The sequence below is a fragment of the Paenibacillus sp. FSL K6-1122 genome (assembly GCF_037977015.1).
In the GTDB taxonomy this organism is placed as follows: Bacteria; Bacillota; Bacilli; order Paenibacillales; family Paenibacillaceae; genus Paenibacillus; species Paenibacillus amylolyticus.
In genome coordinates, this window is the sequence record NZ_CP150272.1 from 5,772,972 (window position 1) to 5,796,022 (window position 23,051).

A 23,051-nucleotide genomic window follows, 5' to 3' on the forward strand; every position below is an offset into this window, starting at 1 on the left:
TTTTAGGGCAATTGTCCTTTCATACGGACAGCTGCTTCCTGGAGCGATTCAAATGTACCTGCATCACTCCAGTATTTCTGCAAAATGTCGTATTCCAGTCCGCCAGCAGACGCGTAGTGATTATTCACATCCGTAATTTCAAGTTCTCCACGCGCAGACGGCGCAATGTTGCGAATCAGGTTAAATACATGATCGTCATACATGTATATGCCCGTCACACAATAAGAGGTTTTCGGGTGGCTTGGCTTCTCCTCAATGTACGAGATTCGCTCTGGATGCTTTGAATCAAAAACAGGCACCCCGTAACGTCGTGCATCATCCACCTCTTTGAGCAGAACTCGTGCTGTACCAGCAGGTTGCTGCATGTAACGATCCACATAAGGCTTCAGATCATCGCTGAAGAGATTATCACCGAGAAGCACAACGAATTTTTCGCCAGGAAGGATAAAAGTGGTCGCCAGATCCAACGCTTCCGCAATCCCGCCTGCCTTTTCCTGAATGCGATAAGTCAACTTGACCCCATGATCCGCTCCCCCACCAAGATACTCTGTATATAACCCGGCCGAATGTTTGTTGATTACAATCAATAGTTCATCAATGCCTGCCTGGCGGAGCCTGTCGATGCCATACATAATCATCGGATGTTTACCGACTGGAAGCAGATGTTTGTTAATGAGCCGGGTCAGCGGATACAGTCTAGTTCCTGTTCCGCCGGCAAGAATTACACCTTTCATTCCACGTTCCCTCCTTCATCGGATATGTCCATATATTCAAGCGGATCGACATGCCATTTGTTCATAAAAATCGAACGATTACGCTCAAGCAGCTGTTTCCACGCTACCGGATCTGTCTTCTGGAAGCTGGCACTTCCCTGATGGTGCACGAGAACATCTCCACATACCAGCAGGCGATATCCCTGCAATCTTGCTCTATAACAATAATCGTCATCCTCATAGTGTCCCGGAGAATATGCCTCGTCAAGCAGTCCAACCGATTCCACGACATCTCGTTTCATCAGCATGCACAGACCGACGATCCGGCGTACTTCCCTCCACCTTGAAGAATCCGCAACATTATTGGAATTGGCCAACTCCTGAAAATGTTCCATGTCCCGAAACTGCAGTTTAATCTGCTGGATGCCGCTTGCATAATTCGTAACAGGACCCGTGATTCCAATACTTGCGTCACTGTACAGAGCCGTTCGCAGGTTCTCCAGCCAACGGGGCGTGACCGTAACATCATTGTTCAACAGCAACAACTCATCCCCGCAAGCTGCACGAAGTCCAGCGTTACACGCTGCCGGAAACCCCCGATTGTCCGGGAACCTTACAAATCGAATTCGCTCCAGCGCACAATATTCAGCCGTTCCATCCGTCGAACCGTTATCTACCACGATAATTTCATATGACGCAGGATCGCCCGAGTATTGACGTATGGCATCGATGCAGGGCCTGATCAGATCCAGCCCATTGTAAGTTGGGATAATCATACTCGTCAGTGTCATTAGGCGTTCCTCCTGTAAGCGACTTCTACACGGGAGAGTGTATGTGCCTGGGCTGGATTCCAACCTGTACCCAGCAATGTAGCCAGTGCCTCCAGATGATCTCCGATGATCAATTTGGCGACATCATTCCCACTTCCCGTGTTACCAGGACGCAACCGATTGGAACGAATAACATCCACCTGACTTGGTGCCGAGACGTTCATTCCATGCTGAATAGCTAGACTTTGTGCCTTAGGTGGAACGGCCAGTGATGCTGGCTTCACGGTCTGAATCATACGACGAGATAATGCATGAGGCACGGCTGTCATGGAATTGGAACCCAGATCTGCCCTGCCTAATGTTCGGTTCAGATATGCTTTGATCCGGCTTACCTCATCCTGCCCTGCAAACGCAGGCAGCAAAGACGTCAAATTATTCAACGCCACATCCTGTCCCCGATCAACCGCGAACAGAAAGGGTGCAAGCTGTTCAGCCGATACGACCATATCTCCATCCACAAAAAGTACCGTCTCCGCATCCGTCATCTTGGCTCCAAGTGCCCGGCCCACATCATGTCCTGCCCGATCCGGTTCATAGATTACTGTAAGTCCCGGCTGCCTTAGTACCTGCTTCAAACTGTCATCTGTCGTTCCATTCAGTACCACAATAATATCCGTCAGAGGCAACCGCTTTAGTTGCAATAACACCTGCCCCAGTGTGTGTTCTTCATTACAGGCACAGACAATGGCAGCAGCCGAATGACGAAGAGGTAGTGGCACGATCTGGAATGAATGTCCCGAGGCCTGAGCATAACCTTGCATAAATGCCTTACCTGCCTTCAGAGCTAGCTCGAAATTGCTTAGCTCCGCAACGTTTGACGCGTGTGCATTCCATACGAGACGTGCATGTTCTTCTGATACTGTGTTGTTTGCCTTTGCCTCGCTTCCTGCAACTTGCCCCGCTTTCCACATCAAGTGCAGATTTACTGGGCCAGACTTTGCTCGGCTTCTTCTTTTTTTTTGAATATCTACATGTTTCTTGTTCCTATGACGCTTGTTCATTACTGTTCTTCCTGCTGTCGTTGGTCTACTTGTTGTCCGCCTGCGGCGGACAACCCCTGAACGTCCCTTCATTTCCTCACCTCCAGCATGCTGCATCATCCGATGCGACATGCTTACCTCGCCAGGTTGCGAACACGTTGCAGATCGGTATAACCTCCGCGGGGACCGAGCGTATCCGTAATCCACTTAATCGCTGCCATATGATCATTCAGTACCACTTGACTTAGCAGATCAGGTCCGCTTCGCTTCTTGATTCGTACTGCATTCATTCTACCCACAGGTACGTGATGAACAGCGCGTACCCGAAGTCCTCCGATCACTGCCTTCGCTTGTGCGAGTGGCGGAACTTCCAGTGAGGATATCCCCATGACCTCAAGCCCTTTTCGGCTTATTGCATGTGGAATTGCTGTCATGGATGCCCCCCGGAGATCGGATCTTGCGAGTATGCTGTTCAACATGTGTTTGGCCTCCACTACCGGATGAACGGGATGATGAGTGACCGGCCCATGGTAGTCGTTAAGCGCCACATCCGTTCCCTTCAGCACAGCCTTCACGTAAGGTGCAAGGTGCTCTGCGGGAATTGCGATATCTGCATCAGTAAATAACAATACCTGACCGCGCGCCTCCGCTGCGCCTACTTTTCGTCCTCCATCATGCCCCAGTGCTTCGGCATACGTGAGCACTCGTGCTCCAGCCCGTTTGGCTGCGTTTGCCGTACCGTCTGTTGAACCATTCACAACGACAAGCACTTCAGCATCACGGCATATCCGCAGCGCTTCACGGACAACTGCACCAATCCTTTTCTCCTCATTCATAGCAGGGATAATGACCGAGAGCATCGGTCCCTGAGAAACATCTCTGTGTGAAGGAGCATCACTCATGCCATTTTCCGCTCCATTCTCTCCTCCATCCTTAGCCTGTAACATCAGCTGTTTGGATGGAATAACGAACGTATAGGCCTTTGTACCCTTTTTGTGTCCAGACTTCCATCTTCGTTTCTTCAGCACTGTTTTTCTTCGTGTCACATTGGATCGGGTTGCATAACGTGCTGTGGTACGGGTTTTGCGCAACAGTTTCACCTCCCGCATTCGATCATCGGCATGCCAAGGGAGTACACGTTATTCTATGTATTCGTGGAGCAGTGGAAACGGCGTTTGTCCTTGCACTAAGCAGGTTCTCCCTGTGAACACGAGGGTACAGGCCTTTCTTTTAGACAAAATACGTCAAAATATGTGAAAAACGCTACCTCTCCCCTACTTCAGACACAAATTTAACAAAAATCTAAAATTGTATCTTTTCCAAAGTTTTACATTGTGATAATATACGTTCCAAGCAGTTTTATTTACAAAAATAACCTTGTGGTGAACATAAGTTCCCCTATATTTTTTAAATCAATTTATTGACCTTAGGTTGATTAGATTATGACCTCATTCACAGATCTTGTTAAGCAGATACATTCTACTCTTGAGAGGAGTGATGCCGTTCAGAACACACTGCCTTTGTCATTTACGTAAACCCGGATTGAACACCCCAGTTTTCCGTGAACGTATCTTCTACCTGCGCAATTGGACAACCCCCGGCTTTCTGAAAGAGGAACACAATAGACGATTCAACCTTCGGGTTGAACTGAATAAACGGTTATCCTTTTTGTTTGGTGTCGTGCTTAACACTTCCCGAGCTAAGGCCAAGCCGATTTTGTTCCAATCGTTTCTTGTCTCATTCCACGCTTCAGGTCTAGCCCCACGCTCCGCGCTGCCCAAGTTGCAGACGGAATTCCAACCGAGACTGGCATGAACATTTTCCAACCAAAAATAAGTTTAAGAATGGGAGAGTTTACTATGAAATTTGCCAAAGTTATGCCAACAATTCTTGGAGGAGCTCTTTTGCTCGCTTCCGTGTCCTCTGCTACTGCAGCTCCAGTGTCTGATCAATCCATTCTACTTCAGGCCCCTTATGCCTCTGAGGAGGGTATTCCATTGAACAGTGGAACAGATGACACTATCTTTAATTACCTCGGACAGCAGGAACAATTCCTGAATTCCGATGTGAAATCCCAGCTCAAAATTGTCAAAAGAAACACAGATACATCTGGCGTAAGACACTTCCGCCTGAAACAGTATATTAAAGGTATCCCGGTTTATGGTGCAGAACAGACGGTCCACCTGGACAAAACCGGAGCCGTGAGCTCCGCACTTGGCGATCTTCCACCGATTGAAGAGCAGGCCATTCCGAATGATGGTGTAGCCGAGATCAGCGGAGAAGACGCGATCCGTATTGCAACCGAAGAAGCAACCTCCCGGATTGGAGAGCTTGGTGCCGCGGAAATCACACCTCAAGCTGAATTGAACATCTACCATCATGAAGAAGATGGACAGACGTATCTGGTTTACATTACGGAAGTAAACGTACTGGAACCTGCCCCTCTACGGACCAAATATTTCATTAACGCAGTGGATGGCAGTATCGTATCCCAGTTTGACCTCATTAACTTTGCTACTGGAACAGGTACAGGTGTGCTTGGAGATACCAAAACCCTGACAACCACCCAATCCGGCAGCACCTTCCAACTGAAAGACACCACTCGCGGCAATGGCATCCAAACGTACACGGCGAACAATGGCTCCTCACTGCCTGGTAGCTTGCTCACGGATTCGGATAATGTATGGACCGATCGTGCAGGTGTAGATGCTCACGCTCATGCGGCTGCTACGTATGATTTCTACAAAAACAAATTCAACCGTAACGGTATTAATGGTAACGGATTGTTGATCAGATCAACCGTGCACTACGGCTCCAATTACAATAACGCCTTCTGGAACGGGGCACAGATTGTCTTTGGTGACGGCGATGGAACGATGTTCCGATCCCTGTCAGGTGATCTGGATGTTGTGGGCCATGAATTGACGCATGGTGTTATTGAATATACAGCCAACCTGGAATATCGCAATGAACCAGGCGCACTCAATGAAGCCTTTGCCGATATTTTCGGTAATACGATCCAAAGCAAAAACTGGCTGCTCGGTGATGATATCTACACACCTAACACTCCAGGAGATGCTCTGCGCTCCCTCTCCAACCCTACATTGTATGGTCAACCTGACAAATACAGCGATCGCTACACAGGCTCACAGGACAACGGCGGTGTCCATATCAACAGTGGTATCATCAATAAAGCCTATTTCCTTGCTGCTCAAGGCGGAACACATAATGGTGTGACTGTTACCGGAATCGGTCGGGATAAAGCGATCCAGATTTTCTACAGCACACTGGTGAACTACCTGACACCAACGTCCAAATTTGCCGCTGCCAAAACAGCTACCATTCAAGCAGCCAAAGATCTGTACGGAGCAACTTCCGCTGAAGCTACTGCTATTACCAAAGCATATCAAGCTGTAGGCCTGTAAAATCTTATTTTATTGTAATTGAACTTATAATGTACTCTTCATAATGGTAACAAAACGTTCAGACACCCCTCACCGTCCGAACGGATTAAGCTGATATCAATCAAAAGCGGTGTCCCGGACAACTCTGGACACCGCTTTTGTCATTTGTTTATTACGGATACAATCCTGCACTATCCTTGCGAAGGTCCCGCAGCAATCCATGACAACAATCCGTACGTATGCTTGCAATCTGCCGTACGTGACACTTCAAGAACCGCTTCATCCTCACTCTGCGAGAGCAGGGAAATCTGGAATCCCCGATCATTACTCATGCCCACAATCACATAATGTTCTGAAGCAAATGATTCTTCAAAAACAACAGTTACCTCTGTGCATACTTCACTCTCTGGCAGTACAAAAGCTTCCATCCCGAATTGTTGTACAACCGGTTGTTTGCTTACGCTGCGAACGGGCTGAAAGGCCAGATGTTTGACCTGAACTGCCCCCGATTGCAACTGGTTGCTGCCCACGGCATCATCACACAGATGCTCCTGTTTAATCGATTGTTCACTTAACATAAACTCCGTAGTTCCAGCGATCTCCTGTGACTGTTCTAGCTGTGGTTGCTGAGCCTGTTCTGCCGGCTCTGTTGTGAACAAAGCTGCCGGTAGTTCGCCAAGCTGATCTGTTTGGGATACCAGCTCTTGTTGTTGCTCCAGACCAGCACTCGGTAATGCCTCGACGATTACCTGCTGTGATTGCTGTACAACCTCATTTTCTGATTGAAGCAATCCCTCTTGTCTTTTGATAGCTGCCAGCTGCTCCAGCGTTTCTCCACTGAACTGACGAATCGCATTCCATATCTCTTCGCTCAGATGCGCTGGACCTACAATCCCCGCATTCAAATGATTAGAGGTAATACTCTGCTCACTCAGTTTGCTGCCGTTCACGCTGCCATCGGCCAATTTGGCACTGGTGACAGACCCATTTTGCAGATGAATCCCGCTTACTGCTTCCTCTTCCAGATGAGTTGTGCGAATACTGCGTTCCTGAATATGATCAGCAAGAATGGTTCCATCCTGGATATGACGAGTTTGCACACTTTTGTCGGCTATGTGGATAGCCGATACCGCACCTTCAAGCAATTTATTACCGTTTACACTGCCGTCAGCCATTTTGGCACTTGTTATGGAACCATTGTGCAGATGAATCGAACTTACCGATTCGGCTTTGAGGTGGGAGATCCCAATGCTTCGCTCTTGAATATGGTCAGCATGTATGGCTTTCTCTTGGATATGACGGGATTGCACACTTCCATTGGCAATATGGACATCCGACACCGCATCTTCAAGCAGTTTGTCGCTGCTCACACTGCCATCCGCCAGTTTGGCACTCGTTACAGATTCATTTTGCAGATGAACCGCACTTATTGCTTCCTCTTCCAGATGGAACGTACCAATGCTGTGCTCCTGAATATGATCAGCAAGGATCGCTCCTGCCTGGATATGGCGAGTTTGCACACTTTCCGACGCAATATGGCTCCCCAATACAGTATCTTCGAGCAATTTGCTGCCACTAATGCTACTGTCAGCCAATTTGGCACTTGTTACGGACCCATTTTGCAGATGAACCGCACTTACGGCTTCCTCTTCCAGATGGGCTGTGCCTATGCTTCGCTCCTGAATATGACCAGCATGAATAGCTCCTGCCTGAATATGCCCGGATTGCACACTTTCCGATGCGATATGAATCCCGGATACCGTACCTTCGAGTAACTTGCTGCCAGTTATACTGCCATCCGCCAGTTTGGCACTCGTTACAGATCCATTTTGCAAATGAATGGCACTTACAGACTCCTCTTCCAAATGTGCTGTGCCGATGCTCCGCTCTTGAATATGATCAGCATGAATGGCTCCTGCCTGAATCTTACTGGATTGCACACTATCGTCTGCAATGTGGATATCTGATACTGCTCCTTCGAGCAACTTGCTGCCGGTTACACTGCCGTCGGCCAACTTGGTACTTGTTACAGATCCATTTTGCAGATGAATGGCACTTACTGCTTCCTGTTCCAAGTGAAGCATGCCAATGCTGTGTTCCTGAATATGGTCAGCAAGGATTACTCCTGCCTGGATATGGCGGGATTGCACACTTTCAGAAGCGATATGGATTCCCGACACCGCATCTTCGATCAACTTGCTGCCGGTTACACTGCCGTCGGCCAGTTTGGCACTGATGACAGATCCATTTTGCAGGTGAATCGCACTTACTGCTTCCTCCTCCAGATGGGTTGTGCCGATGCTCCGCTCCTGAATATGGTCAGCATGAATGGCCCCAGCCTGAATATGCCCGGTTTGCACACTTTCGGACGCAATATGAACCCCCGATACGGTTCCTTCAAGCAATTTGCTGCCGTTGATACTGCCATCCGCCAGTTTGGCACTTGTTACAGATCCATTTTGCAAATGAACTGCACTTACAGACTCCTCATCCAGATGAACTGAGCCAATACTGCACTCTTGAATATGATCAGCAAGGATTGCGCCTTCTTGGATATGACGGGTTTGCACACTTTCATTGGCAATGTGAGTAGCCGATACGCTTTCTGCGGCTAATTTGCTGCCATCCACACTACCCGTTGCTAGTTTGGAGCGTGTTACAGATTCATCCTGCAAAATAATCGTACTTACCGCTTCTTCTTCCAGATGAGATGTTCCGATGCTGCGTTCATGGATATGATGAGGAAGAATTTCACCATCTTGAATATGACGGGAATGCACAGCTCCTTGCTGTAGGTGAACAGCACTTGTCGACTCTGCCTGAAGATGCAAACCACTGATCAAACCTGGCTGAAGGTGAGCCGCTGTAATGGATAAAGGTGCCAGATGGTCTGTTTCGACAGATCCAGGTGCCAAGTGATGCGATGTGACCACCTGTTCAGCAATATGCTCCTCATGAATGATGTCTGGCTTCAGATGCTGTGAGCTCACTACTTGAGTCCCCAAATGGTCAGATTTCACGCTGCCTTCAGCCAGATGGACGGATTGTACAACGGATGGCTGCAAGTGCTCGCTACCTACAGCAGCCTGTTGCAGTTCTGTCCCGGATACCGAGTCTGCTGTCAAATGGTCCGCACTTATGGAGCCATGTTGAAGTTTGTTGCCGGTAATACTGCCATCAGCAAATAATTCCGGCGAGCGTATTTCTTCCGACAAATGTTCCAGTGAAACGGCATGCTGCTTCAGGTGATATCCGCGGATGGTTCCTGCTGGAATATGTTTGGCGTTAATGCTCTCTGCCATAATTTTGGAAGAAGTCACGCTGCCGTCTGCCAGTTTAGCTGACGTGACAGCAAAATCCGCCAGTTTATCTGTGGCAACACTTTCTGGTGAGAGCTTGGGGGAGGTAACCGCATGATCTGTTAGATGAGGCGGAAAAATGGACCCGCCAGCCAGCTGGGCTGAAGTTACACTATCAATAGCCAATTTGTCTGTTGTGACCGCGGCCCGTGCAATCGCATCCGTTTCAACACTGCCCGGCTGAAGATGAGGTACACCTACGGCATGTTCTGTCAAGTGTTCCGATTTCACTGCATAAGGTCTCAGGGCCTCGGAACCCACGCTGCCTGGAGCCAGATGTGTCCCTGTGACTCCACCACTCGCAAGATGCGAGGATATAACACTTCCCGGGGCAAGCGCTCTGCTACTCACCGATGCCGTTCCAAGCTTTTCTGTTGTCACACTTCCATCCGCAAGTTTAACGTCTGTAACGGCAGCATCCTGCAATTCATACGTACCCACGGCCGACTCTGCAAGATGCCGCTCACACACCACGTCGTCTGCAAGAGCGTCTCCGGACACACTTCCGGCAGATAGATGAGCTGCCTCGATGCTTCCACTTGCAATGTGAATAGAGTGAATTGCGGAATTGTCCACATGTACCGGCGTAATTCCCCGATTTGCAATGTGTTCCGCACGAATGGACCCTTTGGCAAGATGTTTACCCTGTACGGCTTCATCCGCAATTTTGGAAGAAATGACGCTCTGATCAGAGATCTTGGATGCCGTAATGGACTGCTCCAGCAATTTTGCTGTTCCGACAGACTGGTCTGCCAGTTTGCTACTGGTTACTGCACCTTCTGTCAAATGCTCACTGCCCACTTCTCCATTACCAATCTGCTCCTTGCCAACGGAATGAGCTCGAATCTGACTTGATCCGATTGAACCGTCCAGCAGATGTCTTCCAGTTAGTGAACCCTCAGCTAAATGTCTTGTTTGTATGGATCCATCCTCTATCTGGTCACTTCCAATACTGCCATTTAATAGTTGTGAACGACCGACAGACCCTTCTGCCAGATGTGTCTGTTTAACAGCACCTGCCTGAATATGGTGAGACTCGATGGAGTGTTCTTCGATTTTGCTGCCTGTGACAGCAGCCTCACGAATTTTGGTTGTAGTCACTGCATCGTCAGCCAGTTTGGAGGTATTCACAGCTCCTCCCGTGAGATGCCTTGTATCCACCCCGCTAATCGCGATCTTGTCTCCAGTTACGGCATGATTCTTGATTAATTCTTCCGTTACCAGCATGCGGCTGAGATGTCTTGTGCTGATGGAACCGTCGGCAATTTTGGCCGAATCGATGGCCTGGTTGCCAAGCTTCTGAGAAGTAATACTGCCATCTCTGATTTTCTCGCCTGCAATAGAAGCATTTCGTATTTTGTGACCAGACACAGAACCGTCAATCAGGTGCTCCTCAGATACAGACGCTTCCGCAAGTTTCGCTGAAACAATGGCCCCGTCTGCAATGTGAATGCTGGTCACCGCATAATCCTGCAATGCTTCACTGCCGACCGCATCCGGTTTCAGCTTGGAGGCATCTACAGAGAAAGGAGCCAACTTGCTCTCCGTAACAGCAAATTCACTCAAGTCGTCCGTGTAGATGTAATGTCCGGTATGACCCGGCATCTGGTTCTGGTTCAGGATCTGCAGCCGGTCCTTGTTTGTTGTTTCTTGCTTGATGATACCCACCTCTTCTTCCAGAACAAGCGGAGCCACGCTGCTAACCTGAATCTGCTTATCCGAGCTATCTTCTGTCTCGATTTCCTTGCTATCAGACTCTACGGGTTCCGGCTTGATTTCGGCTTCGATCTCTAACTCTTCCAGCTCGTTTGTTGAAGCAGGTAGCTCCATTGAGTCGAATAGGAATTCTTCCGACTCCTGAACAACTCTCGAATCCCTTTTATTCGTATTCAAGCGTTCTTCCCTATTCACAGTGAAACCTGAGTTCATCTTGTCTGCCCGGCGATCAGTCAGTTCCAATTCCTTGTATTTCGGGCTCACATGCCGCAGTTTCGGCGTCGGAACCTTCTTTTTGCCATTTTTACTCATGCAGCTTGCTCCTTCCTCTAACGTTCGTCTCCGGCATCATATGCTTCCATATGGGCATCTGCCACTTCATTTATGACTTTTGCGGATTCCAGAGTACGAATGTACAGGCGTCAAGACAGGAAGGTTCGATGATCTTCGTGGAAATAGGCGTGTCAGGGCTGCAGAGGAAAGGCGGCTGTCCACGCCCCCGTCCCAGTCATGTCATAGGATATTATATCTAGGTCGTGTCTGAAAACTCGCTGAAGTGCATCTTTCACCGTCTTTTCGCCCCCTGCTGTGTCACTTTCCCTAGCCGTGCCCCGGCACGCCTGCGGAAAACCTCCTTGCTTGGAACGAAGATTCGGCAAAACCTGCTTCCTTCAGAGTTTTAGACACGCCTTGAGCAAGCACTAGTGCTTGGCGATGCATCTTACACACCGGTCTGCGTTATCGCGATGTCTGAGCCATGCGGTGACAGGCCGGCATTCCATGAATGGACGATCCATGGTCGCGATAACATCGAAGGAGGAACGGTCATGCTCCAAGAAACGATCGGCATTATGTTCGATTCACGCATGTACCGGGGGATACCGGCCGGAAGGACCGGTCAGGAATCACTCGCGAATTATGAACAGGCAGCGGCCAGTTATGGATTAACCCCCTGCTTTTTGAGGCTGGAAGATATCGATTCGGATCAAAAAACATGTCTTGCCTATGTAAAAAAAGAAGGCAGATATGTTCGCGAGCGCATGCCACTGCCCTCCGTCATTCATAACCGCTCACTCCAGCTTCGCCGGACGGAACAGCATCAGATTACCAAGCTGATGTTGCAGGGTATTCAGGTATTCAACGTTCGCAACCGGTACCGTAAAGATCACATTCATGACATGCTTCAGCAGGACCCCGCCTTGCGAGAACACTTGCCCCATGCAGTTAAAGCTACGCCAGAGTCTCTGGCCTATATGATGCAACAATATGATGACCTCGTCATCAAACCATGCAGCGGTAGCATCGGTCATGGGATTATGCGAGTCTTCGAGCGAGATGGACAGTGGAAACTAACGTGTGAGACGAAGGCGGCACGCAAAGGGTGGGCTACCTTCCGATTGAGCAAAGGACAGCTTCCTTCCGCCACCCTAAGGCGGATCTTTCGCCATGCTTACCTCATTGAAGAGCGTATCCCACTGGTACGTTATGAGGGCAGGCCAGTAGATTTGCGGGTATCTGTACAACGTGGCGGCGATGGTCTCTGGGGAATAACAGGCATGTTTGCCAAAGCGGCTCCTGCCCATACGTTTGTCAGCAATATCGCCCAGGGCGGTAAAGTCATGAAGCTCGCAGAGGCCCTTGGATTAGGGGAATCTGGCTTCGACTTGGCTCGACTGGAATACAGAATCGGACTCGTTGCACTTCGGATTGCTCAGAACCTGGCGGCCAGTCTGCCACATCTGGCTGATCTGGGTCTTGATCTCGGGATAACGCGCAGCGGCCAGATCTATTTTATTGAATGCAATGGACGGGATCAGCGTTACGGTTTTCGCAAGGCGGGAATGTCGGAACACTGGAAGGCAACGTACAGCAAACCGATGGCTTATGGGCGTCTGCTGCTGGAACAGAATTCAAGAATTCCGAGACAACCGCAGACATACGATAGGAGACTATATTGATTTCGTGTGCATTCTGTGTCAATATTATGCAGAACGGCCGGTCTTGCCGGCCTTGAAGTTCGCATTAACCCTAAGGGGGATATTCATGGCAAAAACGCTGTTGCGATTAATGACCGAGCTTTCTTCGCGCAAATGGATCTCCCGGACCGTGGGAGCCTTCTCCAAAAGCCGGGGAAGTAAGGCATTTATCCCTTATTTTGTCCGGACCTACGACATCCCTGTTCAGGAGGCCGAGAAAGACTGGAAGGAATACCGTTCACTGAACGATTTCTTTACCCGCAAATTAAAGCCGGGCATGCGCCCGTTGGAACTTTCAGAGCATGCACTGATCAGCCCGGTAGATGCCAAGATTACGGCAGCCGGTCCAATATCTGCAGGGACACTCCTGAATGTTAAGGGACAAAATTATACACTTGCTGAATTATTAAACCATTCTCCCCATCTGGAGAAGTACAAGCACGGGTACGGGTTCGTCCTCTATCTCAGCCCTCGCGATTATCACCGCATTCATGCACCTGTCAGCGGCCGCAAAATAGAGAGCGAACACATCAAGGGCAAAGTTTATCCCGTGAATGACTTTGGCCTGACCCATATGAGATCCGTGCTTAGTCGAAACGAACGACTCATTACGTATATCGCACATGATTACGGTGAAGTGGCGGTTGTCAAAGTAGGTGCGATGAACGTGAGTAGCATACAATATGCTGATACGGACACAAGTACCTGGGCACAAGGCGATGATCTGGCCTATTTTGAATTCGGTTCCACCGTTGTTCTGCTGACGCAGAGTGGCACATTCGAACCAAACCCGGGCTTACAGCCAGGCGATTCGGTCAAAATGGGTGCATTGCTTGGTCGTTTGAAACCGAAGAACTAATGAGTCCATACGCAAATAAAGAGGATGGCGCAACACCTGTAACCAGGTATTGCGCCATCCTCTTTATGAATTCATATTCATCCATATATACATGCAATACGAAGCCTCGCTCCGTCGTTATTGGTCTGCTGAGTTCTCCTCAAAACCACACATCTTGCAAGTCCTCTGCCGGTTTGAAGCGACGCAGACGGTTCCGGAAAATATTGCATCCCTTCGTAGAGCATCCCCGGTTGCGGACCCGACGTTTTCCGTTCATCACAAGTTCCCCCTTTTGGTCATCTGGAATGCTAGATAATTACCCTTGCATTCCAGACTTGAAACGGTTTCCTGTTTTTCTCATTAGAATTTTAACGAATCTCGGACGGGCTTTTGCCGGTATACTGCTTGAACTGACGACTGAAGAAGAAAATATCCCGGTAGCCCAGAGCATCCGCCACTTCGGTCACATTCATGCCGGTATGCACCAGCAGATGTTCCGCCCGTTCAATACGCATGCGGATAATATAAGATTGCACCGATGATCCCACCAGTTCCTTGAACTTGATCGAGAAGTATCGGGGCGATAAGCCAGCCCGCGCAGCCAGATCTTCCACCCGATGCGTAATCCCCGGATGCTGACGCACATAATTGGCGACCTCCTGGATGACATCGGACAACTGGTTGCTTACCTTTTTCTCCACAGGTTCTTCCGTATCAGCGCGAAGCAAATGAATCATCAATTGTTTCAGAATCAATCGGCTCTCTTCATCACGTCCGTACACATCCGATAAGAACAGTCTTACATAACGTGCCAGCAAGTGCTCAAACTCTACCGTTTCCTGTACCTCGCGATAGGACTGGGGAACGTCAGCAACAGGCACGTCCACATCAAAGTGAATATACGTAAGTACCAACGGTTTTTGCTTATTATGTGTTGCAGTAGGATGATCTCCTGGCCTGAACAAAAAACAACTCCCCTTGCCAACTTCATACGACTGGTCATTCAGTACAAGCGTTCCTTCACCACTCCATACATAAAATAAATCATAGTTTTGCATCGGTTTTTCCCGTTTCTGCCACTTCCAGCCCGGTTCACAGACAATTTTGGCGACAGCGGGCAAAATAACAAATGATGACGGCGATGCCTGCAGCATGTCGCCACTCCCCCTTGATAGTTAATCTCTCTGCATATGGCATCATTCTGATCTGAATCTCACTTCTTCAATCAAGGCCATATGTATTTCAGTATCTATAGAAATTGAACTAAAGAACATTTACACTTGCCACTTCGATGACAGAACAACCTTCCGATCGCTGTTATCCCCAGATTTTTTGATTCACTTTTACAAAGGTGAAAATCTGACGATAGCGTATGCTTCCGATGTAGCTTTCCTTCAGAAAGCTTTTAGGCGAACGCTCCGCTTCTTCAGGTTATTTCTGCCCTCTACGTTTTCGTGTAAATAATTTGTTCAACTTGTATAGCATGATTAAATACAACTTGCTCATATATGATCTCTGCTCCTACAGGAGCGAAATGTCTTATCCCATTATACAGCGGAATTCACCGAAACGAAAATGTGCACTTCTCCCAGGCTAGCCGCATTCGCCGGATTCCCTCTGTCATCTCTTCTTTCTCCAGATGTGCAAAAGCAAAACAGGCCGCCGGATGACCTGAAGTCAAACGATATCGCTCTGCATCACGGAACAATACGCCATCCTCCTCAGCAAGCTTTTTAAATCGCTGATAACTGTCCACATCCCCATTCCAGGTAGCGTAGATATGCAGTCCTGCATCACCAAGCTGCATCTTGAATGCTTCCGGCAACTGTAGTTCCATCTCTCGGACAAAAAAATCATGCCGTTCCCCATATAACCGGGTTAACCGCCGTAAGTGTCTCAGGTAACCTCCTCTGGTCATAAACTTTGCCAGTGCGCGTTGCTCCAGCAGTGCCGGAGGTACCGGTTCATACAACGCCTTGGCGGCAAGCAGAGGTTCTACCAGACCAGGTGGCAGGACGGCGTAGCCAAGTCGAAACGAAGCCACCATCGTTTGTGAGAATGAACCAACGTAGATGACGCGCTGTTCACGATCAAGCACTTTGAGGGGTTCAATTGGTCTTCCACCCCATCGGAATTCACTGTCATAATCATCTTCAATGATGACCGCATTCCGCTTTGAGGCCCAAGCAAGCAAGGCACGTCTTCTGTCCAATCCCAGCACGGCCCCTGTTGGAAACTGCCGGGTAGGGGTGACAAATAACGTCTGTGCCTCCCAAGGCTGAGGTATAATGCCTGCGGTATCCACCTCTGCCGAGATGATATGCCCACCACAGGACTTGACGGCATGGGCGATGCCTGGATAACCCGGATTCTCCAATACAACTGCTGTATTCTCCGTAATCAGCAGTTGAGATAGCAGGGTGATGCCTTGCATTGAACCACTGAACAATACAATCTGAGATGGTTCAGCCTGAATACCACGTGTCCATCTGAGATGGGAGGCGATGGCCTCACGCAGCTCCGGATCACCGGCTACACCGCTTGATTCTCGCCAACCACTGCGATGAACCGCAGCGAGTGCACTCTTCCACTCCCCTAACGGGAAATGTTCTGCAGGCATGCGCTGCATTTGAAAATTAATGACGGACGCCTTCGGTGAAGACATCTGAGTCCGCAGGATTTCATGTTGCGTATTCAACCTCTGTACTCGTTCGCCCCAGGGAGACAACTTGAGAACGGCTTCCTGTTTTTCATTTTCCTGAGTGGATAATGTTTCGGTGACAAATGTACCTCTTCCCCGATGTGCATGGACATAACCATCCGCAAGCAACATGTCGTATACCTGAGCTACCGAACCACGTGACATCTCATATTGCCTTGCCAACTCACGGGTGGAAGGAAGCCGCGTGCCTCCCACCAATGTGCCTGCATGAATGGCATCACGTAACGCATGGTACAGTGCCTCATACTTGTATCGATGCTGAAGTTCATAGGTATCCATCGGCAGCCACAATTCCATCATGCACCTCTCTTCATTTGTCTTCATCTGTTATCCCTGACTAATTGGCCTACTAAAGTGAATGTAAATTGGATCTATTTCATTGTCAATGTATGAACTATTGTTATCCATAAGATATGGCGTTCTATTATACATTCAATGATGGGGGAATACACATGAGACGGAAAGAATTCACAGTAGATGAAGAACAGGAAATTACCGCATTTCTGGATCAGTGCTCCTTCGGGTTTCTGGGCACGGTCAGCCCGGAAGGACAACCACGGGTTACACCGCTGAATTTCGTATATATGGACGGTTGCTTTTATTTCCACGGCAGTCTGGCTGGTGAGAAGATGAAACAGATCAAACAGGATTCGTCGGTCAGTTTCACAGTAGCTGAAGAGTTCTCCCTGATTCCATCCTACTTCAGTGATCCTGAGCTGGCTTGTCCGGCAACTTCTTTCTTCAAAAGTGTCATGGCCTTTGGTCAGGCTGAACCGGTTAAAGATCTGGACATCAAAGGTAAGGTACTGCAACGATTTATGGAAAAACTCCAGCCGCAAGGCGGATATGTACCCATTGACGCTACTGACTCGCGTTACACAGGAAACCTCAAAGCTGTAGCCGTAGTCCGAATTAGTCCTGAACGGATCAGCGCCAAGTTTAAATTTGGACAAAACCTCTCGAGTGAACGATTCGATCATATCAGTGGTGAACTGGAACAGCGCAATGAAGGAAGAGATGCCGAAACTGCTGAAATGATGCGGAAATACTGTCCATTTCATCAGCAATAAGTTTCATTTCTTGAGGATTACTCCAAGGTCGAATACAACGATAACCCACCCGAAAACCCTCTGCAACAACGCGGTAAAGTGATATAACTGTCATATTGCGTAATTTCCGTGACGGGGGCATGTCAAGGTGATATAATGTTAGGCAGTTGAATCACAAAGACTTGGAAGGATGAAAAGAATGAATCCACTGGCTGAACAGTTGAACGAAAGTATTCAGACAGGCAGCAGTCACGTCTACTCCATGCTGTCACAGCTTGGCAAAGAAATTTATTTTCCTAAAGAGGGGATTTTGAGTCAATCTGCTGAAGCAGCAAGCTTGGCCAAGACCCATAATGCCACGATTGGTATCGCCCTGGAGGGTGGTGTGCCGATGCATCTTCAGGTTATTCAGGAGAAGCTGTCTGCATTCCAACCAAAGGATCTGTATCCTTACGCTCCACCTGCAGGCAAACCTGAATTGCGGACCGTTTGGAGAGACAAGATGCTGAAGGAAACACCTTCTCTGGAAGGCAAAACGTTTGGCAATCCAATTGTAACCAATGCATTAACCCATGGACTAAGTATCGTAGCCGACCTGTTCGCCGATGAAGGGGACGCTGTCATATATCCGGATAAAAACTGGGAAAATTACGAGCTGACCTTCGGAATTCGTCGTCATGGCCAGTTGGTTCATTATCCCCTGTTCGATGATCAGTTGAACTTCAACAGTGAGGGTCTGCTTCAGGCTTTGCTTGATCAAAAGGACAAAGGTAAAGCGATCGTTCTGCTCAACTTCCCGAATAACCCAACAGGTTATACGCCTGGAGCCGAAGAAGCAGATGCCATTGTGAACACGATTCTTCAGGCAGCTGAAGCCGGTGTTAACGTGGTTGCTGTAACAGATGATGCCTACTTCGGACTGTTCTTCGAAGATTCCATTCATGAATCCCTGTTTGGCAAACTTGCCAACATTCATCCACGTGTGTTGACCGTAAAAGTGGATGGTGCAACCAAGGAAGAATTCGTATGGGGCTTCCGCGTTGGATTCATTACGTATGCCCATGAAGATGCAGCTGTTCTGCATGCATTGGAGCAAAAAACACTCGGTATTATCCGGGCAACGATCTCCAGTGGCCCGCATCCTTCCCAGACTTTTGTACTGGATGCGCTCAAAGCACCGGAGTTTGAAGCACAGAAACAGGAGAAGTTCGAGATTATAAAAGGCCGTGCCAATAAGGTAAAAGCCATTCTCGATAGCGGCAAGTATGGAGATGCATGGGACTATTATCCGTTCAACTCCGGTTACTTCATGTGCCTGAAGCTGAAAGAAGTTGGCGCTGAAGAACTTCGAAGCCATTTGCTGCACAAATATGGTGTGGGTACAATCGCGCTGGGTGAATCGGATCTTCGAATCGCCTTCTCCTGTATTGAAGAATCCGGGTTGGAAGATCTGTATGAAACCATCTATCGTGGAGTTCAGGATCTGCGGACGACTTAATTAACAGACCTGTACCCTAAATAATATAAGAACCCTTTGTATAACGGCGACGCTTCATGTCACTGAATATACGAAGGGTTCTTTTGTGTTTTATCAGCCCAAAAGCTTTAATTTCTGGCTTTACCGGGCATCGGCCCAATCAGCCTACCCCCATGGCACATAATATACGATGTACGCAAGGGCGTGCCAAACAACCACTTGAAAGGGGAATGACCATGTCTGGAGTTGAAGATACAAGAGGCGGTTATGGATGCGGCGGTTACGGCGGAGGATTTACAAACACAGGTGCTATTCTCGTTCTGTTCATCTTGCTCGTAATCATCACTAAATCGTTCCTCTGTTAGTACCAATACACACTTGCGCAGAACCAAGTGATCTGATTGCATGATTCCATTACAGCACAAAGAAGGGTATACCGGGATACAGCCCGGCATACCCTTCTTTTGTTATCTTTTGTACCTCTCACTGATGAACCCAATGTAATAATCCGAGTTGGTCAGGTGTCCGATCGTTTACTCGTCCTCTTCTTCCTTCAACCACTTGTTACCTTGCGAACGCCGCATGATCACAATCACCAGTATACCCAAAATAAGCGCTACTCCGGTGACAGTCAGTCCGCTTGCTCCGGCAGCCAGCATAGGCAACCACATGAGCAATGCAGCCAGTGCATGTAGATGGAATATGAATCCCAACACCTGAGAACGACGACTCTCACCCGAGATTGGATAGATCATAATCCAGAACGATTCACTATGACTGCGACGCAGCGCACCTAACTGAACACCTGCAAGCAACAGGAAGAACAGATACACCCCGACACCAAAGTAGCTGCCTGCTGTCCACCAGGATAGTAACATGCCCAGTACAACTAGGCGTAACACGATTGAGAACACTTCGGTTCGAACAAACGTTTTGGTTATCAAGTAACGGTAAGCTTTCCCTGCATTCCAGGGAAGACCACTCCCCAATTTGCTAAGCCAGCGACGCGAACTTACTTTCTGTCCGGATGAAGGTACATCCACAAACCAGCCAAGCGTCCGCATAACCCTGCCAGCCTGACCCTGCTCTACCTGAATCAGTCGTTCCCACGCTACACGATGTTTCACCGGTATACGCAAGGCGACGATGTAGACAACAGCCAGCAACAGCAGGAACCAGACGCTGCGCTGCGGTGGCTGCCACAGCCAAGCGCCAACCGCCAGCACTGCCAGAGCCCATCGCAAGAGACGATATCCTCTTGCCGCACCGACCTGAACCATTCTTAGCTCTTGCCATGCTCCATAACTGGACAACCCTTTCCACAGCAGCAGGAACACAATGAACCAGCCAAATGGCCGTGCATCCAGATCTGCTCTGACATAGAGCGGCCACAGTGTAACAAATACAAGCAGCAAGCCCAGAGTTTTATAGATGATGCCCCGGGCAAAGCTGTTCTTCAAATACTCCTGCATCCGGTATTCCTGTGGTCGCAGGAACACAATATCTGCCGGAAGCAGATATGTACGATAACTGCTAAACAGCACTAGTGGTGCCAGCAGCAGCAATGCAACCCAGCGAATCGGAAATTCCGCCGGAATGTTCTGGACAAACGATGTATACCAGGCGGAGAACGCAATGACAAGAAATAAAAAGACCATAGCTACACCGCTCTGGATCACATAACCCAGATAAGGAAGAATTCCGTTCCAGAATCCTGTGCGTCTTTGCTTCCATAGCAGCTTGAGATCCATGCTCAATCCCTGCCTTGTACGAGGGAATAGAACATGTGCTCCAGCGTGGCATCCGATTCCCCGAATTGGGAGCGCAGTTCATTCAGCGTCCCTTGAGCAATAACCTGCCCACGGTGCAGAACGATAAAACGATCACAGTAATTTTCAATCGTGGACAGAATGTGTGAACTGAGCAGGATGGATGATCCCGAAGCTTTCATCTCCAGCATAAAATCAAGCAAAGAGCGAATACCCAGCGGGTCCAGGCCCAGGAAAGGCTCATCAATAATGTACAGTGGTGGTCCTGCCACAAAAGCACACATGATCATGACCTTTTGCCGCATCCCCTTGGACAGGTGAGTCGATAAACTTGTACTTTTCTCATTCATACGGAACAGTTCCAGCAGTTTCTCCGTACGTTGTTTGAAATCAGCCTCTGACACATTGTACGCTCTTGCCGTAAACTCCAGGTGCTCCATCACTGTCATCTCATCATACAGTTCGGGTGATTCCGGTACAAATGCCATAGCCGATTGGTAGATCTGCGCATCCTCGTCCCGCTTCTTGCCCATCACTCGCACTTCGCCCTGTTGAGGGGTCATCAAGCCGAGGATATGTTTCATGGTTGTGCTTTTGCCAGCACCGTTTAAGCCGATTAGTCCGACCATCTCTCCACGTCCAACTTCCAGATTGATTCCGTGAAGGACTGGCCGTTTGGCACTATAACCTCCGCTTAACCCGCTGATTTGCAGAACAGGCGATTGAACGTTTTCCATCTATCCCTGCACCCCTTTCGTCAGATTCTATTCTTCGGAGCGTGGCGTTTTATCTTTACTCCACTTGGGTGCTCCTTTGTTTTTACGATCCTGGTCGCGCTCCGTGCGGCCTGTATTACCCGTTGGTTTGCTACCTGCCGGACGCGAATTGGAGATTGTAGCTTTGGTTCCCCCATTACGATTGCCCTGACCTGGTTTGCGATCTCTGGATTGTCCTGGTTTTCTGGAGAACGAATGTCCCTCAGGCCGCGTGTCCGGACGCGGGTCAGCCTCCAGTACTTTACCGCCAAAGAGTACACGTTCTGACAGTTCGATTCCGAGTTCGCGTGCGAATTTACGCATAATAAAGATCTGTGTTTCATCCACAATGGACAAAACGATACCCGAGCGTCCCATACGGCCTGTACGACCTGCACGGTGAACATAGTGCTCCGAGTCAAAGGCAGGGTCATAGTTAATGACCATTGGCAAGCCTTCAATATCCAGTCCTCTGGCAGCCACTTCGCTGGCAATCAGCAACTGAAGTTTGCCATTACGGAAGGCAGACAATACGTTACTGCGGGTCACTTTATCAGCATCCCCATACAGCGCAGCAGCGGACAAGCCCAGATGATTCATTTTTGCTTCAACTTCACCAATATCTTCAGTTGCATTCACAAATACGATCGCCCGATCCGGATTGTACTGTCTAACCAGACGACGCAGCATGTCAATTTTGTTACGGTTTTCTTCTACAAAATAATAATGCTCAAGGCCCGCAGCCGTAGCTCGATCCGGTTCAATTCCGATCTGAACAGGCTCTTTCATCTCACGCTTTGCGAGTCCAGCCGTATGCTCATCAATGGTTGCTGACAGGAAGATCAGCTGACGGTCCCGCAATGCGCTCTTGAGTACAAAGTTCACGTCACTTACGCCGCCAAGTTGGAACACTTGGTCCGCTTCATCGATAACAATGGTGGAAACGTTGTGCATTTTCAGTTTTTTGAGTGTAATCAATTCCTTCAGTCGTCCCGGTGTACCCACAACCAATTGTGGATGCTCACGTAGCTTCTCGATCTGACGTTTAGCCGCTGCACCTCCAATTAGACCCAATACGCCAATCTTACGTTCTTCCGCATAACGCTGCGCTTCACGTACAATTTGCATCGCCAGCTCTTGCGTAGGTGCAATAATGAGTTTCTGCGTACCTTTGATATCCATTTTGATGGATTGTAACAGTGGCAACAGATATGCCAGCGTTTTTCCTGTTCCCGTCTGGGATTTGGATACGACATCTCGGCCTTCCAAAATAACCGGGATCGTCTGAGCCTGTACAGGTGAAGGTTCGTTAATGCCATGTTTGGCCAAAACGGCCTCCAGATCCTGTTCCACGCCAATTGAAGCAAATGTTTGATTCGTCATGTATGTCCATCCTTTTAATTTATTCATTTTGATGTTAGCCTTGCTTGTACGGATATAAAACCGAAGCCTGTCATCACATT

The 23,051-nt window shown here is 48.8% G+C and carries 17 protein-coding genes; 7 read left to right on the top strand and 10 right to left on the bottom strand.

The window, feature by feature from the left end; all coding sequences use genetic code 11:
• Nucleotides 1–2 precede the first annotated feature (2 nt).
• The 4 genes from NSQ20_RS25905 to NSQ20_RS25920 are packed head-to-tail and all read right to left on the bottom strand — an operon-like array spanning nucleotide 3 to nucleotide 3,614.
• The gene (locus tag NSQ20_RS25905) at nucleotides 3–734 is read right to left on the bottom strand and encodes a sugar phosphate nucleotidyltransferase (protein WP_076329021.1); all 732 of its coding nucleotides are present in this window, start codon (nucleotides 732–734) and stop codon (nucleotides 3–5) included.
• The gene (locus NSQ20_RS25910) at nucleotides 731–1,504 is read right to left on the bottom strand and encodes a glycosyltransferase family 2 protein (protein WP_047841258.1); all 774 of its coding nucleotides are present in this window, start codon (nucleotides 1,502–1,504) and stop codon (nucleotides 731–733) included. Before NSQ20_RS25910 ends, NSQ20_RS25905 begins: the two co-directional genes overlap by 4 nt.
• On the bottom strand, nucleotides 1,504–2,616 hold the full coding sequence (locus NSQ20_RS25915; RefSeq protein WP_179086548.1) for a glycosyltransferase family A protein: 1,113 nt from the start codon (nucleotides 2,614–2,616) through the stop codon (nucleotides 1,504–1,506). The genes NSQ20_RS25910 and NSQ20_RS25915 overlap by 1 nt, the downstream gene beginning before the upstream one ends.
• A gap of 41 nt (nucleotides 2,617–2,657) precedes the next feature.
• Nucleotides 2,658–3,614: a glycosyltransferase gene (locus tag NSQ20_RS25920; protein ID WP_051449921.1), complete on the bottom strand. Its 957-nt coding sequence runs from the start codon at nucleotides 3,612–3,614 to the stop codon at nucleotides 2,658–2,660.
• Between the two features lie 406 nt (nucleotides 3,615–4,020).
• Between NSQ20_RS25920 and NSQ20_RS25925 the strand changes: the two genes are divergently transcribed.
• On the top strand, nucleotides 4,021–4,338 hold the full coding sequence (locus NSQ20_RS25925; protein ID WP_127547053.1) for a hypothetical protein: 318 nt from the start codon (nucleotides 4,021–4,023) through the stop codon (nucleotides 4,336–4,338).
• Between the two features lie 44 nt (nucleotides 4,339–4,382).
• Nucleotides 4,383–5,948: a M4 family metallopeptidase gene (locus NSQ20_RS25930; protein WP_076329020.1), complete on the top strand. Its 1,566-nt coding sequence runs from the start codon at nucleotides 4,383–4,385 to the stop codon at nucleotides 5,946–5,948.
• A 170-nt stretch (nucleotides 5,949–6,118) separates the two neighbouring features.
• Here the strand turns inward: NSQ20_RS25930 and NSQ20_RS25935 are convergent, their stop codons facing one another.
• A complete protein-coding gene (locus tag NSQ20_RS25935) occupies nucleotides 6,119–11,314 on the bottom strand; it encodes a WIAG-tail domain (RefSeq protein WP_076329019.1) in 5,196 nt (1,731 codons plus the stop codon).
• 515 nt (nucleotides 11,315–11,829) lie between these two features.
• Between NSQ20_RS25935 and NSQ20_RS25940 the strand changes: the two genes are divergently transcribed.
• A complete protein-coding gene (locus tag NSQ20_RS25940) occupies nucleotides 11,830–12,960 on the top strand; it encodes a YheC/YheD family protein (RefSeq protein ID WP_076329018.1) in 1,131 nt (376 codons plus the stop codon).
• Between the two features lie 85 nt (nucleotides 12,961–13,045).
• A complete protein-coding gene (gene asd, locus NSQ20_RS25945; protein WP_047841263.1) occupies nucleotides 13,046–13,837 on the top strand; it encodes an archaetidylserine decarboxylase in 792 nt (263 codons plus the stop codon).
• Between the two features lie 347 nt (nucleotides 13,838–14,184).
• Here the strand turns inward: asd and NSQ20_RS25950 are convergent, their stop codons facing one another.
• On the bottom strand, nucleotides 14,185–14,970 hold the full coding sequence (locus NSQ20_RS25950) for an AraC family transcriptional regulator (protein WP_036605807.1): 786 nt from the start codon (nucleotides 14,968–14,970) through the stop codon (nucleotides 14,185–14,187).
• 407 nt (nucleotides 14,971–15,377) lie between these two features.
• The gene (locus NSQ20_RS25955) at nucleotides 15,378–16,835 is read right to left on the bottom strand and encodes a PLP-dependent aminotransferase family protein (RefSeq protein ID WP_076329017.1); all 1,458 of its coding nucleotides are present in this window, start codon (nucleotides 16,833–16,835) and stop codon (nucleotides 15,378–15,380) included.
• 155 nt (nucleotides 16,836–16,990) lie between these two features.
• Between NSQ20_RS25955 and NSQ20_RS25960 the strand changes: the two genes are divergently transcribed.
• From NSQ20_RS25960 to NSQ20_RS25970, 3 genes are all read left to right on the top strand, one after another.
• Nucleotides 16,991–17,608 (top strand): pyridoxamine 5'-phosphate oxidase family protein, encoded by a 618-nt coding sequence (locus NSQ20_RS25960; RefSeq protein ID WP_076329016.1) that lies wholly within the window; start codon nucleotides 16,991–16,993, stop codon nucleotides 17,606–17,608.
• Between the two features lie 178 nt (nucleotides 17,609–17,786).
• Nucleotides 17,787–19,085: an aminotransferase class I/II-fold pyridoxal phosphate-dependent enzyme gene (locus tag NSQ20_RS25965; protein WP_076329015.1), complete on the top strand. Its 1,299-nt coding sequence runs from the start codon at nucleotides 17,787–17,789 to the stop codon at nucleotides 19,083–19,085.
• A gap of 215 nt (nucleotides 19,086–19,300) precedes the next feature.
• The gene (locus NSQ20_RS25970; RefSeq protein ID WP_017692471.1) at nucleotides 19,301–19,429 is read left to right on the top strand and encodes a hypothetical protein; all 129 of its coding nucleotides are present in this window, start codon (nucleotides 19,301–19,303) and stop codon (nucleotides 19,427–19,429) included.
• A 168-nt stretch (nucleotides 19,430–19,597) separates the two neighbouring features.
• On the opposite strand, the gene NSQ20_RS25975 is transcribed toward NSQ20_RS25970, so the two are convergent.
• From NSQ20_RS25975 to NSQ20_RS25985, 3 genes are read right to left on the bottom strand one after another with little or no spacing between them, the layout of a single operon-like run.
• Nucleotides 19,598–20,815, bottom strand: coding sequence for an ABC transporter permease (locus NSQ20_RS25975; protein ID WP_047841267.1), 1,218 nt, complete (start codon nucleotides 20,813–20,815; stop codon nucleotides 19,598–19,600).
• A gap of 2 nt (nucleotides 20,816–20,817) precedes the next feature.
• Nucleotides 20,818–21,570, bottom strand: coding sequence for an ABC transporter ATP-binding protein (locus tag NSQ20_RS25980; RefSeq protein ID WP_076329013.1), 753 nt, complete (start codon nucleotides 21,568–21,570; stop codon nucleotides 20,818–20,820).
• Between the two features lie 27 nt (nucleotides 21,571–21,597).
• Nucleotides 21,598–22,971: a DEAD/DEAH box helicase gene (locus NSQ20_RS25985; RefSeq protein ID WP_076329012.1), complete on the bottom strand. Its 1,374-nt coding sequence runs from the start codon at nucleotides 22,969–22,971 to the stop codon at nucleotides 21,598–21,600.
• Between the last annotated feature and the right edge of the window lie 80 nt (nucleotides 22,972–23,051).

Excerpts from the sequence above, each read along its gene's own strand:
- NSQ20_RS25905 (WP_076329021.1), bottom strand. The coding sequence starts at position 734 with ATGAAAGGTGTAATTCTTGCCGGCGGAACAGGAACTAGACTGTATCCG.
- NSQ20_RS25910 (WP_047841258.1), bottom strand. The coding sequence starts at position 1,504 with ATGACACTGACGAGTATGATTATCCCAACTTACAATGGGCTGGATCTG.
- NSQ20_RS25915 (WP_179086548.1), bottom strand. The coding sequence starts at position 2,616 with ATGAAGGGACGTTCAGGGGTTGTCCGCCGCAGGCGGACAACAAGTAGA.
- NSQ20_RS25925 (WP_127547053.1), top strand. The coding sequence starts at position 4,021 with ATGCCGTTCAGAACACACTGCCTTTGTCATTTACGTAAACCCGGATTG.
- NSQ20_RS25930 (WP_076329020.1), top strand. The coding sequence starts at position 4,383 with ATGAAATTTGCCAAAGTTATGCCAACAATTCTTGGAGGAGCTCTTTTG.
- NSQ20_RS25935 (WP_076329019.1), bottom strand. The coding sequence starts at position 11,314 with ATGAGTAAAAATGGCAAAAAGAAGGTTCCGACGCCGAAACTGCGGCAT.
- NSQ20_RS25940 (WP_076329018.1), top strand. The coding sequence starts at position 11,830 with ATGCTCCAAGAAACGATCGGCATTATGTTCGATTCACGCATGTACCGG.
- asd (WP_047841263.1), top strand. The coding sequence starts at position 13,046 with ATGGCAAAAACGCTGTTGCGATTAATGACCGAGCTTTCTTCGCGCAAA.
- NSQ20_RS25950 (WP_036605807.1), bottom strand. The coding sequence starts at position 14,970 with ATGCTGCAGGCATCGCCGTCATCATTTGTTATTTTGCCCGCTGTCGCC.
- NSQ20_RS25955 (WP_076329017.1), bottom strand. The coding sequence starts at position 16,835 with ATGGAATTGTGGCTGCCGATGGATACCTATGAACTTCAGCATCGATAC.
- NSQ20_RS25960 (WP_076329016.1), top strand. The coding sequence starts at position 16,991 with ATGAGACGGAAAGAATTCACAGTAGATGAAGAACAGGAAATTACCGCA.
- NSQ20_RS25965 (WP_076329015.1), top strand. The coding sequence starts at position 17,787 with ATGAATCCACTGGCTGAACAGTTGAACGAAAGTATTCAGACAGGCAGC.
- NSQ20_RS25970 (WP_017692471.1), top strand. The coding sequence starts at position 19,301 with ATGTCTGGAGTTGAAGATACAAGAGGCGGTTATGGATGCGGCGGTTAC.
- NSQ20_RS25975 (WP_047841267.1), bottom strand. The coding sequence starts at position 20,815 with ATGGATCTCAAGCTGCTATGGAAGCAAAGACGCACAGGATTCTGGAAC.
- NSQ20_RS25980 (WP_076329013.1), bottom strand. The coding sequence starts at position 21,570 with ATGGAAAACGTTCAATCGCCTGTTCTGCAAATCAGCGGGTTAAGCGGA.
- NSQ20_RS25985 (WP_076329012.1), bottom strand. The coding sequence starts at position 22,971 with ATGACGAATCAAACATTTGCTTCAATTGGCGTGGAACAGGATCTGGAG.